Genomic DNA, 17,965 nt, shown 5'->3' on the forward strand with positions numbered 1-17,965 from the left:
TTTACCGGCAGGGGATACTCTTTGACGTATGACCAAATGGGAGTACTCTACGATTCCGCTGATTATCCACAACACCAAGGCGATCCTGGACAGCTGGGGAGACGACGGCTGGGAGCTTGTCCAGGTTGTTCCCGGACCTGACGGCAGGGGCTTGGTGGCCTACCTTAAACGAGAGAAGGCGTAACCGTGGAAACCGCATCAAACCACGGATCCTCGCGCATTGAGGCACGCCTGACCGAGCTGGGTTTGACCCTTCCCCCGGTGGTCCCCCCTGTAGCTGTGTATGTGCCAGCCGTCATCTCCGGCAACCACGTTTACACCTCCGGGCAGCTCCCATTTATTGGCGGCAAACTCACAGCTACGGGCAAGGTCGGAGCCGAGGTTTCAGCTGAGGACGCAAAGTCCATGGCCGCCACGTGTGCCATCAACGCCATTGCGGCGCTCAAAAACGTCATTGGTGACCTGGACCGGGTGACCCGGATTGTTAAAGTTGTTGGCTTTGTTGCCTCGGACCCATCTTTCACAGGCCAGCCAGGTGTCATCAACGGCGCCTCCGAACTTCTGGGCGAAGTATTCGGCGACGCCGGAGTTCACGCACGTTCCGCCGTCGGAGTTTCCGTTTTGCCCTTGGATTCTCCTGTTGAGGTTGAGCTGATTGCCGAATTCCAGTAACAGTCCCGTGGGTGCGCGGCCCATGGGCAAGCGCCGTTTCCCGCTGAGTGCAGACCAGCGGGAAGCTGCGCAGACATGGGTGGAATTTGGTGCCCGCACGCCCAGCAAGCCGCGGCCGGCGTCGTCGGTGGTGCTGTTGAAGGACAGCCCCAGCGGTTTGCAAACTTTTTTGACGTACCGCCCCGGGGGATCTCCGCTGGGTGCGGTTGCGTTTCCTGGCGGCACCATTGAGGCCGCGGACGACGACGTCACCGACTGGGTGGGCCCCTCGCCCACAGTGTGGGCCAAGAGCCTGGGCACGGCAGACATAGGCCTGGCCAAGCGTCACGTGGTGGCTGCCATTCGCGAAACGTTCGAGGAGACCGGCATATTGTTGGCCGGTCCGGATGCGTCGAGCCTCGTGGAAAACATTTCCGGACCCGAATGGATGCGCGCCCGCGAGTCCATTGCCGGGCAGGAAACCACTTTCGCTGCCTTGCTGGAGCGGTACGGATTGGCGTTGCGCACGGATCTGCTCAAGCCGCTGAGTCACTGGTTGAGCCCGGATTTTGCTCACAGGCGCTTTGACACCCGATACTTTGCCGCTGCCACACCCATCAACCAGCAGGCGTCACTGCTCACCAGCAAGGGTGTGTGGGGACGATGGGCAAGTGCCGGGGATATTTTGGCGGATCGTGAAACCACTGCCCTGGGTGATGAAGTGGGCCAGCCGCTGACCGTTGGGCTGACGCTCGGTGAGCTGGTGGTGCCCGGTGTGGAAATCATTCTGGAGAAAATTGCCGCGGCGCGCGGGTGCATTGCATATTTGAACCACAAGCGCCCCATCAATGAATACCAGCCGCGGCTCATTGGCGAGGACCCTGAGGCGTTTTGCCTGGAAGTGTTAACAGCGTCCGAAGGCGGCGCCTGCCGCGAGCGGTAACGGCACGGGTTCACTGCTTCTGACGGCTGTGCTGACCCTAGCCGCGAGATGCATGGTTACACAGGCTCTTTTGCGGCTAAGGTCAGCATTCGCGTCCACGAGCGGTTCTCGTGACAAAAAAGCACGGGCCCGGCCACCTAATTAGGTGGCCGGGCCCGTGCTTTTTGCGGGTGGGCCCACGCTCGCCAGGTTCCCGGGAAATCGCGTCAGCGATTTATCGGGCCGGCGGTGGGGACTACCGGCTGCGCTGGCGCAGACGGTTGACGTCCAAGATGACAACTGCGCGGGCTTCCAGACGGAGCCAGCCACGCTGGACAAATTCGGCCAGGGCCTTGTTGACTGTTTCGCGAGAAGCGCCGACCAGCTGGGCCAACTCTTCCTGGGTGAGCTCGTGGGCTACCAAGATGCCGTCGGTGGCCGGTCGGCCAAAGCGGTCTGCCAGGTCCAGAATGGCCTTGGCAACACGCCCGGGAACATCGGAGAAGACCAAGTCGGAGAGGTTGTCGTTGGTGCGGCGCAGGCGGCGGGCCAGGGCCTGCAGCAACTGCATGGAGACCTCGGGGCGGTTGCGCAGCAGATTGTTCAGGGATTCGTTCTTCAACCCGGCCAGGCGAGTCTCAGAAACGGCTGTTGCAGTGGTGCTGCGGGGTGCCGGATCGAAGAGTGCCATTTCGCCAAAGAGCTCGCCCGGGCCCAAGATGGCAACCAGGGACTCGCGACCATCGGAGGAAGTGCGTCCCAGCTTCACCTTGCCCGAAACGATGAAGTACAGCTGATCGCCTTGGTCGCCTTCACGGAAGACAGATGCGCCGCGAGAGAGATCCACCTCAGCCAGTTCGTCCGTCAAAAGGCGGAATGCCTCGTCGTCGAGCGTAGCGAAAAGGGGTGCCCGGCGTAGTACCTCGATGTCCATGAAATCTCCTTGCAGTATGTAGCTAATCAGTTCTGACCTAATATTGATTGTTTCAGAACTTTTCTGTTTTTGTGACCAATTTGGCATTCAAGACGTTCGTTGACAGCATATTGGCAGATTGAGACGTGCGAAAGCTCAGGGATCGCTCGGCTTGCCCCGGTAATATGTCCAGTCGGGACACGTTCTGTGCCCGAACTTTGATGATGGCGGGCCCAGCCCGCGAGGAGCTCTGCTCATAGGTGTTTGGTTTTTCCTGGCTAGATGCGGTGCTGATCCTGTGGCTGTTGTGGCAGTTGATCTACGGCCTGAAAACCGGGCTTGTAGTGGGACTGGGCGGCCTTGCAGGGTTTGTGGCAGGCGCCGTGGCGGCGTTCTTTGCTGCGCCCTTCGTCAACCAATTCGCGCCCAGCCCCGGTTGGCGTACCGCCATGGTGTTGGGTGCCACCGTGGTGCTGATAGCCAGTGGCCATGCATTGGGGATGCGCCTTGGCCGGGCCATTGGCCGGCGTGTGAAATCGGACTCCATCAGGACTGTCAACAGGCTTTTGGGTGGCGTGCTTAACGTTTTTGTCGCCGCACTAGTCATATCGATGCTGGCATTTAGCGTGTCCAACCTGGGTATCCCGGCCGTCTCCAAGCAACTGAGCGACTCGAAAGTCATCTCCAGAATTGAGGCCTGGACACCAGATCCGGTCAAGGCGGCTGCCGCCCAAATTCGCTCCCTGGTTTTGGATGAGGGGATCCCCGCGCTGTTGAACCCGGCCGGACCCAATGTTCAGGTTGCGGCACCCAATGCCGACACGAATACAGCGGCCTGGAACAACGCGGCCACCTCAGTCATGAAGATTTCCGGGACAGCATTCCAGTGTGGACAAAACCAGACGGGCACGGGATTTGTGGTCTCGCCCGGACGGGTGTTGACCAACGCACACGTGGTTGCCGGCGTTGCGCGGCCGGTGGTGCAAACCCAGACCCAAGGTGTTCTGCCTGCCCGCGTGGTGTTCTTTGACCCTGTGAAGGATCTGGCAATTCTGGCCGTGGACTCGTTGGACGCTGCGCCACTGCCCGCGGCAGGAACGGCACCCAGCAACACGGCTGCGGCGTTTGCGGGCTACCCGCTGGGCGGGCCCTTGCAAGTGCGCCCGGCCACTGTGCTGTCCTCCGGACCCATGATGGTTCCGGACATCACCGGCGGGCAAAAATCCCTCCTGAACGTGTACCAGCTGGCTGGCAACGTCCAGTCAGGCAACTCCGGCGGGCCCTTGCTGGATAGCGATGGCCGCGTTGTGGGCGTCATCTTCGCGAAAGCCACCACGCAAAACAACATTGGCTTCGCCTTGACCATGGAAGAAGCCGGACCTGTGATCGCGGCCGCGCCCCAGCTCAACAGTGCCGTGTCCGCAGGGTCCTGCAAGGTCGGTTGACGGGTTAGCGGCCCTTCTAGGCCTCTAATTCAGGGTTTTGTCTAGGTAGCTCACCGCAAGCTCGTAGCCGTGAATGCCAGCGCCAACAATGACTGTGCCGCACACGGCTGACAGGTAGGAGTGGTGCCTGAACTCCTCGCGCTGGTGCACGTTGGAGATGTGCACCTCCACGGTGGGGAGTTCGACGGCGGCAATCGCGTCCCGCAGCGCCACTGAGGTGTGCGTGTACGCGCCGGCATTGATGATGATCCCCACAGCCGTTCCCCGGGCTGCGTGAATGGCATCCAGCAAAACACCCTCATGGTTGGACTGCACGCAGCTTGCACTGAACCCGGCAGCCGTGGCCGCCTCGGTGGCGAGAAGTTCGACGTCGGCCAGCGTGGCTGAGCCGTAAATCTCCGGTTCGCGGGTGCCCAGAAGGTTCAGATTGGGGCCGTTGAGGATCAGCAGTGCGCCGCGGTCCGCTGCAGTGGTTGAGGTCATGGGTTAATAATGCCCCACCGGAGCAGCCACCCTTCCGACTTAAGCAACTGACCCGCAGAAAACGCCGAAAATCACGTCAAAATAGCGATTTTTCGTCGTTTTCTGCGGGTCAGTTGTGAAGAAGCTAGGCGCGCAGGGACTCGGCAATCTGGTTCATGACTGTGTTGTCAGCCAGGGTTGAGGAGTCACCCACGGCGCGGCCTTCGGCCACATCCTTGAGCAGGCGGCGCATGATCTTCCCGGAACGGGTCTTGGGCAGTTCGGGCACCACCAGGATGGTCTTGGGCTTGGCGATCGGGCCAATTTCCTTGCCCACATGGTTGCGCAAGGTGGTGACAATGTCAGCGTCTTCCACGGCAGAGCCGCGCAGGATCACAAACGCCACCACGGCCTGGCCGGTGGTCTCATCAGCTGCGCCCACCACGGCTGCCTCGGCCACCGAGGGGTGGCTGACCAAAGCAGACTCGATCTCCGTGGTGGAGAGGCGGTGCCCGGAAATGTTCATGACGTCATCAACGCGGCCCAGAAGCCAAATGTCGCCGTCGTCATCCCATTTGGCGCCGTCACCGGCGAAATACATGCCGTCAAAGCGGGACCAGTAGGTTTCCTTGTAGCGTTCGTTGTCGCCCCAAATCCCGCGCAGCATGGAAGGCCACGGCTCACGGATCACCAGATAGCCGCCATGCCCGTGCGGCACGGAAGCCCCGAGCTCATCCACCACGTCCACGGCGATGCCGGGCATGGGGACCTGGGCGGATCCGGGCTTAGCGCTGGTGACCCCGGGCAGCGGGGCAATCATGATGGCGCCGGTTTCGGTCTGCCACCAGGTGTCCACGATGGGGGCGTTATTGCCGCCAATGACGCGGCGGTACCACATCCACGCCTCCGGGTTGATGGGCTCGCCCACGGATCCGAGCAGGCGGATCGAGGAGAGGTCGTACTTGGCGGGGATGTCCTCGCCCCACTTCATGAACGTGCGGATGGCCGTGGGTGCCGTATACAGGATGGAGACCTTGTACTTTTGAACAATTTCCCAGAAGCGGCCCTGGTGCGGGGAGTCCGGGGTGCCCTCGTACATGACCTGCGTGGCGCCATTGATGAGCGGCGCGTAGGTGACGTAGGAGTGGCCGGTGACCCATCCGACGTCGGCCGTGCACCAGAAAACATCCGTTTCCGGGTGCAGGTCAAACACGGCGCGGTGGGTGTACGCGGTCTGGGTGAGGTAGCCGCCGGTGGTGTGCAGGATGCCCTTGGGCTTGCCCGTGGTGCCGGAGGTGTAGAGGATAAACAGCGGGTGCTCGGCGGCATGTCCGACGGCGGTGTGCTCGGTGGAGGCTGTACCTACAGTGTCGTCCCACCACTGATCGCGGCCTTCAACCCAGTTGACGTCCTGGCCGTTGCGCTTAACCACCACGACGTTCTCCACGGAGTGCCCGGGTGCTGCCAACGCCTCATCCACGGCAGGCTTCAACGCGCTGGGCTTGCCGCGGCGGAAGGTGCCGTCGGCCGTGACAACCAACTTGGCCTCGGCGTCGTCTATGCGTGAGCGCAGGGCGTCGGCCGAGAAGCCGCCGAACACCACCGAATGGATGGCGCCAATGCGGGCACAGGCCAGCAGCGTGATGACTGCTTCGGGAATCATGGGAAGGTAGACGGCTACGCGGTCGCCCTTGGCCAGGCCAAGCGCCTCAAACGCGTTGGCTGCCTTCTTGACCTCTTCCGTGAGCTGCGCGTAGGTGTACGTGCGGGTATCGCCGGGCTCGCCCTCAAAGTGGATGGCGACGCGGTCACCGTTGCCGGCTTCCACATGGCGGTCCAGGGCGTTGTAGGCGGCATTGATTTCGCCGTCCTCGAACCAGGTGGCGAACGGCGGGTTGCTCCAGTCCAAGGTCTTGGTAAACGGTTTGGACCAGGAAAGCAGTTCGCGGGCCTGCTTGCCCCAGAAAGCGGGGCGGTCAGCGTTGGCGGCATCGTATTCGTCGGCTTTGACGATGGAGTTGGCGGCGAATTCCGCGCTGGGCGGAAACTGGCGGCTCTCGGTGAGGAGATTTTCCAGTGCGTCCCCGGACTCGTGTACCGCGGGTGAGGTGACCTCAGACATCTAATATCCCTTCATTCCTACTTAGCTAACATCCCAGGCAGCGCCAATCATGGCGCAGTGCGCCGCAGCTCCTTGACAGGGCTGATGGCTTTACGCAGATTGGGTGCCAGGGACAGAAGTTGTCGTCCTGCTTTCACTGTAGCGCTTTCCAGCTTAAAACGTGTCTGCCGTCACAGTCGAATGGGGCCAGTGGGGTCGATTCTGCGCTCAACTGCACGTGACCCGGCGATGCACCAAGGCATGGGCAGTTCTCCCCGTGTGGTGTATTACTACCCGGTATTGCTGTGGCTCGCTAGTGTTGGCCCTCTGCGGTAACTAGGCTTGGGAGTAATCGTGACATTTAGGAGTAAGACCATGACAGAGCAACAAACGCCATCGGCGCCGGCCACCACAGGCCCCGGCGTGGCAACGGTCAGCACTGCTGTAGCCGGCCCCTTGACCATTCGCGACCTGGCAGTGCTGGGATCCGTTGCACTAATTTTCATCGCCTCACTGGTGCCGATTATTGTCACCATCGCCGGAACCTTCAACCTGTGGAATGCTGCTGGACTGTTCTACATTGGCGTCGGCGTCATCCTGCCGCTGGCTGTGGGCGCTCTGTTCCTGGTCCGCCGGCTGAGCCCTGCGGTCAAGATCCGCATTGGTTCGCTGTCCATTGACCAATTTGCTTCTGTTGTGGCATGTTTCGCCACGTTCTTCTTCTTCACCGGAACCGTAACCACCTTCGGTATCGCTTACTTGCTGGGCCTGGTGGGTTCGCTGGTGCTGCTCACGGCTACTGTTTGCGCACAGTGGATCCCCATGCTGGCCTCGGATTTTGCCGGCCGGCCTGAAGTTCCTGCGCATGTTGCAGCGCGCGACGCCGTTCCCGCCGTTGCGCGCGCCTCGGCCGCCAAGACCGTGGTTGCCACCCATGACGTTGCAGCTTCACGCTCGAACAGCGGTGCGGCCGCAGGCGTTGTGGCTGGAGTCGCAGCTGTCGGTGCTCACACCACCTCGCAGCCCCACGCGTGGAACGCCCCGCAAGCAGCAGCAGGGCACACGGCAGCCGGCCAGATTTTCACCCCCGCCAAGGAAACCCCTGCAGCAGGCGTCGGAGCTGCTGGTGCAACTGCTGGCGCCGCTGCCCAAACCGTGGCCGACGCGGCACCTGCAGCCACCGCAGCTGCCCAGTCCGCAACGATCGCGGCCGCGGGCAGCACTGCCCCGGCTGCCCAGTCGACAGTCCACACAACTGCGCACACAACGGCGCAGCCCACAACCGCCCAGCCGGCCGCGCAAGCTGCCGCGGCCACCTCCGCTCATTCGGCCGCCCAGGCCAGCAGTCAGAGCGCCGCTGCGAACACCGTGGCGGATCAGTCCGCGGAAGCACCCGCGACCACGCTGAACCCCCAGGTGGCCGAGCCGGCAGCGGTTTCCTCGGCACCTGCCCCCGTCGCTACTCCCGTCAAGGAGAGCATCGCCGCCACCGTAAACCCCAAGGCCAGCGCCGCCCCCGTGGTGTCTGATCCCTTCTGGTTTGCCGTTGACCGTCCCCAGAACGTGATTGATGAGAAGACCCGCCAGTTTGTTTTCAAGCTGACACCCGGCTCGTGGATCTTGGCACTGGAAGACCGCGGAAGCAGTTTTCTGGTCCAGGACAGCCACGGCAAGACAGGCATTTTGCTTGACCTGGTGGGCATTGAGCGGGCCTCGGACAGCCAGTAGTTCTCAACGAAATGGTGGCAAAGGAATCGACGCTGGCACTCAAACGCCGGGCCCGGAAAATCAACCGCGAACTGGCGCAGCTATACCCCTATGCGCACGCAGAACTGGATTTCCGCAACCCGTTTGAGCTGCTGGTGGCCACCGTGCTCTCGGCGCAAACCACCGATGTCCGCGTCAATGCCGTCACCCCGGCACTGTTTGCCCGCTACCCGGACCCGTTGGCGCTGGCCCAGGCCCACAGCGTGGACCTGGAAGAGCTGATCCGGCCCACGGGATTCTTCCGGGCCAAGGCAGCGAACCTGCTCGCGCTGGCCACGCGCCTTGTCGATGAGTACGACGGCGTGGTGCCAGGTTCCCTGGAAGCCCTGGTTACGTTGCCGGGAGTGGGACGAAAAACCGCCAACGTAGTGCTGGGCAATGCATTTGGCGTTCCTGGCATCACCGTGGATACGCATTTCATGCGGTTGGCCCGGCGATTTGGCTGGACCGAATCCAGCGATCCCGTGCGGATCGAAGCCGATGTGGCTGCCTTGTTCGAGCCCAAAGACTGGACAATGCTCTCGCACCGTGTGGTTTTTCACGGCAGACGCATTTGCCACGCCCGCAAACCCGCCTGCGGAGCCTGCCCGATCGCGCACTTGTGCCCCGCCTATGGAGATGGCGAAGTTGACCCTGTAAAGGCTGCCAAACTGCTCAAATATGAGCTTGCTGCCGGAGCCGAGGATCTGTTGGCGCGCATGCTTGCCGATGTGGATATGGCCGCGCAGTACAGGCAAGAGTTCCAGCGCGCTGCTCGGGATTCGGAATCAAAGCTGTGAGTGCCTACGCGGATCTGGCGGCGCTGGCCGAAAAAGCAGCAGCCACGGCCGCGTTGCCGGCAGCCTTGAGGGCCGGACGGCCGTCGTTGTGGCAACCAGCCATGGACAGGGACTCCGCCCGGCAAGCGGCTGTGCTGATGCTCTTTGGTGCTTTGGATGACGTACCAGCCACCTCAACAAAGCCGTTGGTGTCGGCCGATTTGGGCGTACTGCTGATTGAACGCGCACACACGCTCAGCGATCACCCCGGCCAGGTGGCTTTTCCCGGTGGCGGAGTGGATCGAACGGACGCCACCATCGTGGCTGCCGCGTTGCGCGAAGCCGAAGAAGAGACTGGTCTTGACCCGACAGGGGTTGAAGTATTGGGCATGCTGCCCGAGGTGCCCTTGCCCGTCAGTAATTTCTTGGTGACACCGGTGGTGGGATGGTGGGCGCGACAATCGCCTGTGGATGTTGTTGACTATGGTGAGTCAGCGCAGGTTTTCCGGGTGCCGGTGCGGGATCTGCTGGATCCGGAGAACCGGGTCAGTGCAGTCTTGAAACGAGGCAGGTTTCCCTACAAGGGACCCGCTTTTGTGGTGAACGGCGTGGTGGTGTGGGGGTTCACCGCGGGCATCCTCACGTATGTTTTCCAGGAATTGGGCTGGGCAGTGCCGTGGGATGAAAACCGCGAAATTCCTGCCCCCATCTAGCGCCTGAAAACAGTCACGTCTTCCTTGATGGTTTCCAACACCTGAATGTCCTTGACCGCGTCGGCAACTGCCGTCAGCGGATCGACGTCGAGCATCACCAGATCAGCCAGCATGCCAACTTTCAACATACCTTTTCTGTGCTCCTCGAAGAGTTGGAAGGCCGGTCCGGTGGTGAGGGCCCGCAGTGCCTGGTAGCCGCTGACCCGCTCGTGCGGGCCAAGAATGTTCCCGGACCGGGTGGTGCGGTTCGTGGCGGTGAAAATCATGAAGAACGGGTTCAGGGCTGTCACCGGGAAATCGCTGTGATTGGACACGACTAACCCCTTTTCCAGAGCAGATTTGAGGGGACTGATGAACGCTGCCCGGCCCTCGCCCGTGTTGGCGCGGTGCACATCGCCCCAGAAGAATGTGTGGTTGGTGAAATAGCTTGGCGTGATGCCGAGCCGCACGTAGTCCGCCAGTTGTTCCGGGTGCTGGAATTGTGAATGGATGGCTACCGTCCGCAAGTCGTCGGCAGCTGTGGTTCCTGTTTGTTCCACGGCCCGGATGAGCTGGTCGATGGCGGCGTCGCCGTTGACGTGGGTGTACAGCTGGACGCCGTGCATGAGGGTGCCTTGCACGAGCGCAGCGAAGGACTCGAACGGCATCATGGGCTCTCCGCACCAATCCGCCTGGCCGTCCAAACCGCCCGTCAGGTACGGACTTCGCATATACGCTGTGCGGCCCTGGGGTGAACCGTCCTGCAAAACTTTCAGTCCGGCGATCTTGAATCCGTCACTGTAACTTCCCGTGGGGTACTTTGGATTGCCCAACCATTGGGGCGCTTCCATGAATGAGCCCAGAACTGCGATGTCCAAATAGAGCAGCCCGCCAGCTGCCGCCGATTGGTAGAGATCCAGATCGGCCACAGTGACGAAACCGTCCTGGGCGTGGGTGTACCCCTGCGAGGCATAGTCCTGTTGGGCGGCGTCGAGCAGGCGAAGCTTGTCCCCCGGGCTGAGAACCGGCAGCTTGCTCACCACGAGGTTCATATACGCCGTTTCCATGAGCAGCCCCGCCGGGTCCTGCGATCCTGGCAGCCGGGCGATGACACCGCCGCTGGGCGTTTGCGTGGTGGCATTGATGCCCGCCCACTGCAGGGCCGCCGAATTCAAGACGGCGCCGTGGCTGGAAACGTGCACCAACATGACCAGGGCGTCGGGGAAGAGCGCGTCCAAGTCGTTGACAGTGATGTGCCGGTTTTCGGTCAGGGCCTCCTGGTCGTAGCCATAACCGATGAGCCACTCGCCGGGGCCAATGCTGCGGCTGACCCTGAACGCCTCCAGTGTTTGCAGAACTGTGGCAATGTCAGTGCAGTGGCCCAGGGATGGCGGGCCCACGTTCACCCTGTCGGCAAGGTCAAAAGCTGCAGAAAAGTGACTGTGCGCGTCAATGAACCCGGGGAGCAGGGCTGCCCCGTCCAGATCACGTGGTTCGGCGGCGGGGAAACGCTCCCGTGCCGTCGATTCGTCGCCAACAAAAACGATCGTGCCGCCGCTGATGACCAACGCTTCCACATACTTGGGGGCCGGGCCGTCCATGGTGAGGATGCTGCCGTTGCAAAAAACTTGTTCAGGATGCGTGCCACGGGCTGCCCGGAGTAGGGGTGCGGCCGGTGCTGTGGCGGGCGTTGACTGGGCATCGCTCATGCGGGGCCTCTCACGGGTTGCTTTTGCCGTTGCGGGTGGCCGTACAGCCACCCTGATTCACTTGGCGTCAGCGTAGCACTGGACAACACTGACGTTGACGGGAAACTCCAGCGGAATCTTGCCGAAGATCAGTTCGGTGGCGGCCCTGGACGACTCGTGCACAATCTGGGTTACTTCCTCCACCAAGGCGTCCGGGCAGTGCACCATGACTTCATCGTGGAGGAAGAACACCAACGCCGGTGCGCCCCCACCCGCCGGACTGTCGCCGACGGTTGGTGAGGCGGCCGGCAGAGCCCGCAACCGGCGTCGTAATTCCGCCAACCAGCAGCAGGCCCATTCCGCAGCCGTCCCCTGAACCACAAAATTGCGGGTAAACCGGCCACGGGAGCGGGCCGCCGATTCAGCCCTGCGTTGCTCCTGGGCCGAGTCGCTTCGCTGGCTGTCGTGCCACTCGGTGGTGGTGGGCGGGGTGCTGCGGCCCAAGTAGGTACTCACGCGTTCGCCACGTTCCCCGGCCCGGGCTGCCCGTTCCACAAAGTCCAGTGCGCGGGGATACATGCGCGCCAATTGCGGCACCAGGCGCCCCGATTCGCCGGAGGTAGCGCCGTAAATGGCGCCCAGCAAAGCAATTTTAGCCATGCTGCGGTCGCCGCCAAATCCTTGCGCCGCAATTCCGGCATACAAGTCCTTGTTGTTCCCGGCGTCGTCCTGGCCCGCCGCTGCCATGGCCGTGTCCTGGGCCAGGGCTGCCAGCACGCGGGGCTCCAATTGCGCAGCATCGGCCACAATGAGTGAGTAGCCGGGATCGGCCACGGCCGCGCCCCTGATCTGTGCCGGGATCTGCATGGCACCACCACCGCGGGATGCCCAGCGGCCGGACACCACACCACCCACCACGTATTCAGAGTGGAAACGTCCGTCATGAACCCATTGTTCGAGCCAGTTCCAGCCATTCGTGGTGAAAAGTCTGCTGAGTTTTCGGTATGCCAGCAGGGATTCGATGGCAGGGTGCTTGAACTCCATCAGTTCCCAGCTTCTGGTGGATTTGGCGTCGATCCCGGCCCGGTGCAGAGCCCGCATCAGCTCCTGTGGAGAATCAGGATTCAGTGATGGTGCGTTGAGGGCGGTGCGCAGTTCCCCTGCCAGGGCTTCCATTTTTTCCGGGTGCGTGTGGATGCTGGGTTCGGGTCCGAGCAGTTCATGCAGCAGCCTCCTATGTAGGTCTTCCCGCCAAGGGATACCTTCATATTGCATCTCAGCAGCTACTAAAGCGCCGGCAGATTCTGCACTGAGTAAAAGTGTGAGCCGGGAGGGGCTTGTGGATGAATGAATGGCGGCCTTTTGGGCCCCAAGTTCCTTTGCCACGGTGTCCAAGTCCCACGCCCTGTGGGCAGCAATGGCCGGGGGTGCGTCAAACAAGCTTTCCTGGCCGGTGTTGATCCCGCCGCGGGAAATTCCTCGCTGGAGGGACTCGTTTTCCGGTGGTACGGGGGTGAACTGCCGGTGGTAGTCGCTTGTCGCAGCAAACTCTGAGTGCAGCAAGATGTTCTGGCAGAGGGTCAAATCGTGGCACTTTTCAACCCGAACGTTGGCTGCCAGCAGCTCCGGATACCAATGCGCTGCCCGGTCCCATACCCAGCGGGGACGGTGCTCGTGCTCAATGTTGCGCACCAGCTCGCCGAGACCCGTTCGGGACACGGCCCTGGCGGGGGCGGCGGGCGTGCCGTCGTCGTGCCTGAGCTGAACCACCACAGTGGGACTGTCGGGGGCTATGGCCAGCAATGCGTACATAGCTTCTATTCTCCACTGGCGGATTGCTTAATTCCTCCACAGCCACCCTATGGTGCCCCGTTGTCCACATTCTGTCCTTGGGCTCTGGAGACCCAGGCGCTGCATGGTCACAGTTGTCCTATGAGAAGCAGCAAAAGCCTGCCCCGCGGGAAGGCGGGGGACCCCTGGCTCCCACGCCGCGACACCACTGTGCTGCTGCTGTCGGCCACGCCGGAACTGCAGGGTGAAGTGGGGCGGGTCAGTGCGGCAGGCGCGGTTGAGCTGCTGATTGGGCAGGACCTGGAGCAGTTGCCTGTGCAGTGGGATGATGTTGCGGCGGTACTGGTCGATTCGGTTGTTGAGGTGGGACTCGCCGGTTGGCGTGGTCCAACCGTTGTTGTGGGGTTTGCCCACGATGCAGGGCAAATGTGGCGCCAGGCAGCACGGCTCGGGGCAGATAGGGTAGCCATTTTGCCGGATTCAGCGCAGTGGCTGGCCGACTACTTGGCGTGTCTGCACAGTCCCTCTCCGGGGGCTGGGGTGGTGGGCATTGTGGGAGGTTGTGGCGGGGCAGGTGCTTCAACATTGGCAGTGCTGGTGGCTGCCGAAGCTGCTGCGCGCGGTACCCGAACCCTGTTGATCGATGGTGACAGGTGGGGAGGAGATTTGAGCGCTGCCATGTCTGCGCAGGATATTCCGGGGCTGCGCTGGCCGGAACTGCTGGGCGTTTCCGGATCCATCAATCCTGAACAACTGGCTGCCGCACTTCCCCACGTTGGCCCCTTGACGTTCCTCTCGTGGGACTCAACGGGGCGGCCGGACACAGAAGGCACCGTGGCTATGAGGGGTCCTGCCTCAGCGGGGAGCCGGCCCGTGGCCGCACACCAATCCCGGGTACCCCTGACGGCAGGGCCCCAAGCCCCGCCTCAAGCGCAGTCTGCGGTGGCTGAAGTAATGCGGGCGGCTCAGGGAGCATTTGGTCTGGTCTTGGTTGACGTGGGCCGAACACCCGAGGCCTTCAGGACTTTTGCAGTTCACTGCAATGGACTGCTTGTGGTGGTCCCGGCAAGAACGCGGGCTGCTTCGGCTGCGCTGGCGATGATGGACTCGCTGCCGCCCATGCCGGTTGCCGTGGTGGTCCGTGGCCCGGTGGCGGAGGGCCTCGACGCGGCCATGGTGGCCGATGCTATGGGCCTGCCGTTGGTGGGCGAGTTTCCGCGCCTGCGGGGAGTGGCTGCAGCGTTGGACTCGCAGCGACTCCCAGAGTTGTTGCGACGACGGCGCGTACGGATGCTGGTGGCCAGCGCGCTTGAGTGGATGGCAGGGGACAAAAGTCTGGCCCGCCGGTCCCGGGGCAGGAGTCAGTCATGAGTGCGTCAGCACACAACGAGAACTTCCCCCGGAACCCCTGGGATAGTTCCGCCGGGCCGGAGCTGGTGGATGCTGAGCTGCTCGACGTGGTTCGCAGGACAGTTCTGGCCCACGCAGGGCCTGTGACGGACCTTCAGGTGGCAGCTGCCGTGCGGGAAAGCGGGCGGTTGCTCGGTGCCGCAGGATCTTTGGTGGCCATGGACAGGATCACGGCCGAACTCAATGGCCTGGGCCCCTTGCAGGCGCTGGTGAGGGACCCTGCTGTGAGCGACATCTTTGTCAATGCACCGGACTCCGTGTGGCTTGATCGCGGGATGGGCCCTGAACGCGTCGCGGTCCGGTTTTCCGATGAGGGGGAGCTGCGCTCGTTGGCCGTGCGTCTCGTGGCAAGCGGGGGTCGCAGATTGGATGAAAGCAGCCCGTGCGTGGATGTGAAGATTGCCTCCGGTTACCGGGTTCATGCGGTACTGCCTCCCATCTCCGCCACCGGAACGCTGCTGTCCATTCGCATGAAACACAAAACTGTTCTAACCCTGGATGAGTTGATGGCCACGGGAAGCGTGGAGCCGAGGCTGGCTCGTGTCCTGCAGAAGGTCATTGAATGCCGGCTGAATTTCCTCATCAGTGGGGCCACAGGAGCCGGCAAAACCACATTGCTAACAACTCTCCTTGGTCTGTGCCCCGCACAGGAACGGCTTGTCCTGATAGAAGATGCTGCCGAGTTGGAGCCGGAGCATCCCCACGTGGTGACGTTGGAAGCCCGTCACGAGAACGCAGAGGGTGCCGGAGCAGTGGATTTGGCGGAGTTGGTGCGTCAAGCCTTGCGCATGAACCCCGGGCGTTTGATAGTGGGCGAATGCAGGGGCAGAGAAGTCCGGGAACTGCTCATGGCACTGAACACCGGGCACAGCGGTGGCGGCGGCACCATTCATGCAAACAGTGCCCGTGACGTGCCCGCACGGCTCACGGCGCTGGGGGCCCTGGCATCCATGAGCCCTGAGGCAGTGTATTTGCAGGGCGCCAGTGCCCTTGATGTCATCATTCATCTTGAAAGAATCCAAGGACGCAGGGTTGCCGCAGAAATTGCTGTGGTGGAACTCCGCGACCGCCAGCTGACCGTGGTGCCTGCGCTAACTCTGCATGTCCAGGCAACACCACTGCCTCGAGCTGATGTCACTAGGCCGGAGCTGGCTGATCAACTTGTTCAAGGCAGTGGCTGGCCCTCGCTTGCCGGGCGCCTGGGCATAACCGAAAACTTTGATGTACCGTCCGTGTTAACCCCCGCAGGACCACAACGAGTGGTGCCACCGTGAGGGCAATACTGATGCTGGTCTTGCTGTGCGCGGCCGGCATCCTCCTTACTCTTGACACCTCCGCCTGGCGGAAGCCGCCGGTCGTGGGCAGAACTCGCCAGATTCCCCGTATTCGGAACAAGCACGCTCCGCCGGAGGATTTACCGCGATTGGTCCGTCAATTGGCGTCACTGTTGGCGGCTGGAAGGACAGGACCAGTTCTCTGGGGAGCGCTAGGCCACGTGCTGACAGTGGGAGCTGACGGTGCAACAAGCGAGCGTGGGGGCAGTGGAAGGAACCTGTGGTCCACGGGTCCCTCGCAGGCACCACCTACACTTTCTCAACTGCGGATCAACGGTCCACCACAGCCTGCTGACGCGACCATCTTGTTGGTCCTGGCCGTGCAACGGGCCAGCACCTTGGGGCTGCCAGCATCTGCATCAATACGTGAGGCCTGTACAGCGGCACTCGCCAATGAGCGTGGGCATCCCACAGCCCGGGGCGCTGCGCTGACGGCTGAGCAGCACAGAACCTGGTTGGAGCTGGCTGCCTGTTTTGAGGTGTGTGAGGCCAGCGGTGCGGGCGTGACAGGAGTTCTGAATCGGCTAGCTGCAGCCATCGAGGCCGAACAAGACGCAGCAGCCTTGCGGGAAACCGCACTGGCGGGCCCACGAGCCACGGTGCGCCTGTTGAGCTGGCTGCCTTTTATTGGGCTCGGTCTCGGGATGTCGATGGGGGTGGACCCCCTCGGGGCGCTCCTAGGTGGGCCGATTGGTTGGACGGTGCTCGCCGTTGGTGTGACTTTTGCGCTCGCAGGTTGGGCTTGGTCCAGCAAAATGATCGCCACAGCGGCGGCTCCGCCCACAGCTCGGAGAATTCGCACCGCCAACATAACTGGTGGATCCCAGCACCGCATACGCAGGTTGCCATGACGGGATCAATTCTGGTTTTGGCCTTCTCCATGGTGGCATCGTGGTGCCTCTGGGGGGAAAGTTCCGTGGCTGCGATGCGTGCCCAGGGTCATCATGATCCCTCAGGTCCGACTTGGCAGAATTCACAGGCGAAAAAGTTGGTGCCCGGAGTTGCCGGGCGCAAGCATCGAAGACAACAACCCGGCGGGTCCGATGAACCGGCCGCCGGCATAGAGGACGTGCCGCTTCTGCTGGAACTTCTAGGCACAGCACTGGATACCGGGCTCACAGTGCCGGGCGCACTGCGCCTGGTTGCTGGTGTTTCGGCGGAGCACATTCGTGAGAGTTTGCTGCGTGTGGTGGCAGGACTGGAGATTGGAGCGTCCTGGCACAACGCGTGGGAGGGAAACATGGGGCGCCCTGACGTAGCCCAGATCCATACTGCCCTCAGCTTTGCTGCATTGACGGGAGCGGCGGCGGCGCCCCTGCTTCATGCCCAGGCGCAGCAGTACCGGCGAACCGCCAGCCGCCAGGCTGAGAAGAGGGCAGCAGCCTTGGGTGTCAAACTCGTTGTTCCACTAGGACTTTGCTCGTTGCCAGCCTTCATCGCCTTGGGTGTGGTGCCTGTGGTGATGGCCATGATTCCAGCCCTGTGACATGGACGTTCGCCAGGAATCGGCTGCGAAGGCCCGCTTCATTCATCCACAGGCACAGCCAGTGAAGGGTTAGTCCACGGATTGCACAAGTGCCCTTTTATGGGCGTGGGGACTGGAGCAGGCTTGGAGCTACCAGCCCACACATCGCTGAACGTTCCCAACGCCAGCGGCGGAGCTCAAAGACGTATTTGCATCAAAAACTGCAGACAGCAGTTGTGGAATATCAAGGAGTTCAGATGAATAGTAATGAATCCGCACAGGGGCAGATCCTCGGCGCAGATGGCACGTTCGTCGCCGAGAACGTTCGTGAGATCTTTCCCGGAGCAATCAGGAATCGCCCTGTCGTGAACACCAGAATTCGTCCGGTGGCAGAGGGCAGACATGTGGCCCACAGGAGCCTGGAAGCAGGGATGGCGACAGCTGAATACGCCATAGCCACACTGGCGGCAGTAGGGTTTGCCGGCCTGTTGGTGGTAATTCTCAAAAGCGATGAAGTGCGCGGGTTCCTGCTCAACATCATTCGTGCGGCCCTGAGTTTTTAGACA

At 62.1% G+C, this 17,965-nt stretch carries 16 protein-coding genes; 11 read left to right on the forward strand and 5 right to left on the reverse strand.

Annotated features, from left to right (window positions below):
* The first annotated feature begins 28 nt into the window (after nucleotides 1–28).
* The 3 genes from sp36 to CVS28_RS00650 are packed head-to-tail and all read left to right on the forward strand — an operon-like array spanning nucleotide 29 to nucleotide 1,594.
* Nucleotides 29–184 (forward strand): Sp36 family protein, encoded by a 156-nt coding sequence (gene sp36, locus CVS28_RS19550; RefSeq protein WP_165788018.1) that lies wholly within the window; start codon nucleotides 29–31, stop codon nucleotides 182–184.
* Between the two features lie 2 nt (nucleotides 185–186).
* Complete coding sequence (locus tag CVS28_RS00645; RefSeq protein WP_103463809.1) at nucleotides 187–672, forward strand: RidA family protein; 486 nt, start codon at nucleotides 187–189, stop codon at nucleotides 670–672.
* A gap of 22 nt (nucleotides 673–694) precedes the next feature.
* Nucleotides 695–1,594: an NUDIX hydrolase gene (locus tag CVS28_RS00650; RefSeq protein WP_103480466.1), complete on the forward strand. Its 900-nt coding sequence runs from the start codon at nucleotides 695–697 to the stop codon at nucleotides 1,592–1,594.
* Between the two features lie 235 nt (nucleotides 1,595–1,829).
* Here the strand turns inward: CVS28_RS00650 and CVS28_RS00655 are convergent, their stop codons facing one another.
* Nucleotides 1,830–2,507 (reverse strand): Crp/Fnr family transcriptional regulator, encoded by a 678-nt coding sequence (locus tag CVS28_RS00655; RefSeq protein ID WP_103463810.1) that lies wholly within the window; start codon nucleotides 2,505–2,507, stop codon nucleotides 1,830–1,832.
* Nucleotides 2,508–2,746: 239 nt separating this feature from the next.
* On the opposite strand from CVS28_RS00655, the gene CVS28_RS00660 reads away from it, so the two are divergent.
* Nucleotides 2,747–3,931 (forward strand): MarP family serine protease, encoded by a 1,185-nt coding sequence (locus CVS28_RS00660; RefSeq protein ID WP_103480308.1) that lies wholly within the window; start codon nucleotides 2,747–2,749, stop codon nucleotides 3,929–3,931.
* Nucleotides 3,932–3,955: 24 nt separating this feature from the next.
* Here the strand turns inward: CVS28_RS00660 and aroQ are convergent, their stop codons facing one another.
* Both aroQ and acs read right to left on the reverse strand, forming a co-directional pair.
* Nucleotides 3,956–4,414 carry a type II 3-dehydroquinate dehydratase gene (aroQ, locus tag CVS28_RS00665; protein WP_103463812.1) on the reverse strand — a complete coding sequence of 153 codons (459 nt, stop codon included), beginning with the start codon at nucleotides 4,412–4,414 and terminating at the stop codon, nucleotides 3,956–3,958.
* Between the two features lie 124 nt (nucleotides 4,415–4,538).
* Complete coding sequence (gene acs / locus CVS28_RS00670; RefSeq protein WP_103480309.1) at nucleotides 4,539–6,515, reverse strand: acetate--CoA ligase; 1,977 nt, start codon at nucleotides 6,513–6,515, stop codon at nucleotides 4,539–4,541.
* Between the two features lie 354 nt (nucleotides 6,516–6,869).
* Between acs and CVS28_RS00675 the strand changes: the two genes are divergently transcribed.
* From CVS28_RS00675 to CVS28_RS00685, 3 genes are read left to right on the forward strand one after another with little or no spacing between them, the layout of a single operon-like run.
* Nucleotides 6,870–8,222, forward strand: coding sequence for a hypothetical protein (locus CVS28_RS00675; protein WP_103480310.1), 1,353 nt, complete (start codon nucleotides 6,870–6,872; stop codon nucleotides 8,220–8,222).
* A gap of 11 nt (nucleotides 8,223–8,233) precedes the next feature.
* Entirely contained in the window at nucleotides 8,234–9,040 is an 807-nt protein-coding gene (gene nth / locus CVS28_RS00680; protein WP_103463815.1) for an endonuclease III, read from the forward strand.
* Nucleotides 9,037–9,732, forward strand: coding sequence for an NUDIX hydrolase (locus CVS28_RS00685; protein ID WP_423716370.1), 696 nt, complete (start codon nucleotides 9,037–9,039; stop codon nucleotides 9,730–9,732). The genes nth and CVS28_RS00685 overlap by 4 nt, the downstream gene beginning before the upstream one ends.
* Here CVS28_RS00685 and CVS28_RS00690 read toward each other — a convergent pair.
* Together CVS28_RS00690 and CVS28_RS00695 are read right to left on the reverse strand one after the other, a co-directional pair.
* Nucleotides 9,729–11,420, reverse strand: coding sequence for an amidohydrolase (locus CVS28_RS00690; RefSeq protein ID WP_103480311.1), 1,692 nt, complete (start codon nucleotides 11,418–11,420; stop codon nucleotides 9,729–9,731). The genes CVS28_RS00685 and CVS28_RS00690 overlap by 4 nt on opposite strands.
* A 57-nt stretch (nucleotides 11,421–11,477) precedes the next feature.
* Nucleotides 11,478–13,211 (reverse strand): bifunctional 3'-5' exonuclease/DNA polymerase, encoded by a 1,734-nt coding sequence (locus tag CVS28_RS00695; protein ID WP_103480312.1) that lies wholly within the window; start codon nucleotides 13,209–13,211, stop codon nucleotides 11,478–11,480.
* Nucleotides 13,212–13,331: 120 nt separating this feature from the next.
* On the opposite strand from CVS28_RS00695, the gene ssd reads away from it, so the two are divergent.
* The 4 genes from ssd to CVS28_RS00720 all read left to right on the forward strand — a co-directional run bounded on the left by ssd (nucleotide 13,332) and on the right by CVS28_RS00720 (nucleotide 17,962).
* Complete coding sequence (gene ssd / locus CVS28_RS00700) at nucleotides 13,332–14,561, forward strand: septum site-determining protein Ssd (protein WP_103480313.1); 1,230 nt, start codon at nucleotides 13,332–13,334, stop codon at nucleotides 14,559–14,561.
* On the forward strand, nucleotides 14,558–15,874 hold the full coding sequence (locus tag CVS28_RS00705; protein ID WP_103463819.1) for a TadA family conjugal transfer-associated ATPase: 1,317 nt from the start codon (nucleotides 14,558–14,560) through the stop codon (nucleotides 15,872–15,874). Before ssd ends, CVS28_RS00705 begins: the two co-directional genes overlap by 4 nt.
* A gap of 907 nt (nucleotides 15,875–16,781) precedes the next feature.
* Nucleotides 16,782–17,420: a type II secretion system F family protein gene (locus CVS28_RS00715; RefSeq protein ID WP_103480315.1), complete on the forward strand. Its 639-nt coding sequence runs from the start codon at nucleotides 16,782–16,784 to the stop codon at nucleotides 17,418–17,420.
* A gap of 236 nt (nucleotides 17,421–17,656) precedes the next feature.
* A complete protein-coding gene (locus tag CVS28_RS00720; protein ID WP_103480316.1) occupies nucleotides 17,657–17,962 on the forward strand; it encodes a DUF4244 domain-containing protein in 306 nt (101 codons plus the stop codon).
* The last annotated feature ends 3 nt before the right edge of the window (nucleotides 17,963–17,965 follow it).

Origin of the sequence: Arthrobacter glacialis (assembly GCF_002909415.1) — a bacterium.
Lineage (GTDB): Bacteria > Actinomycetota > Actinomycetes > Actinomycetales > Micrococcaceae > Specibacter > Specibacter glacialis.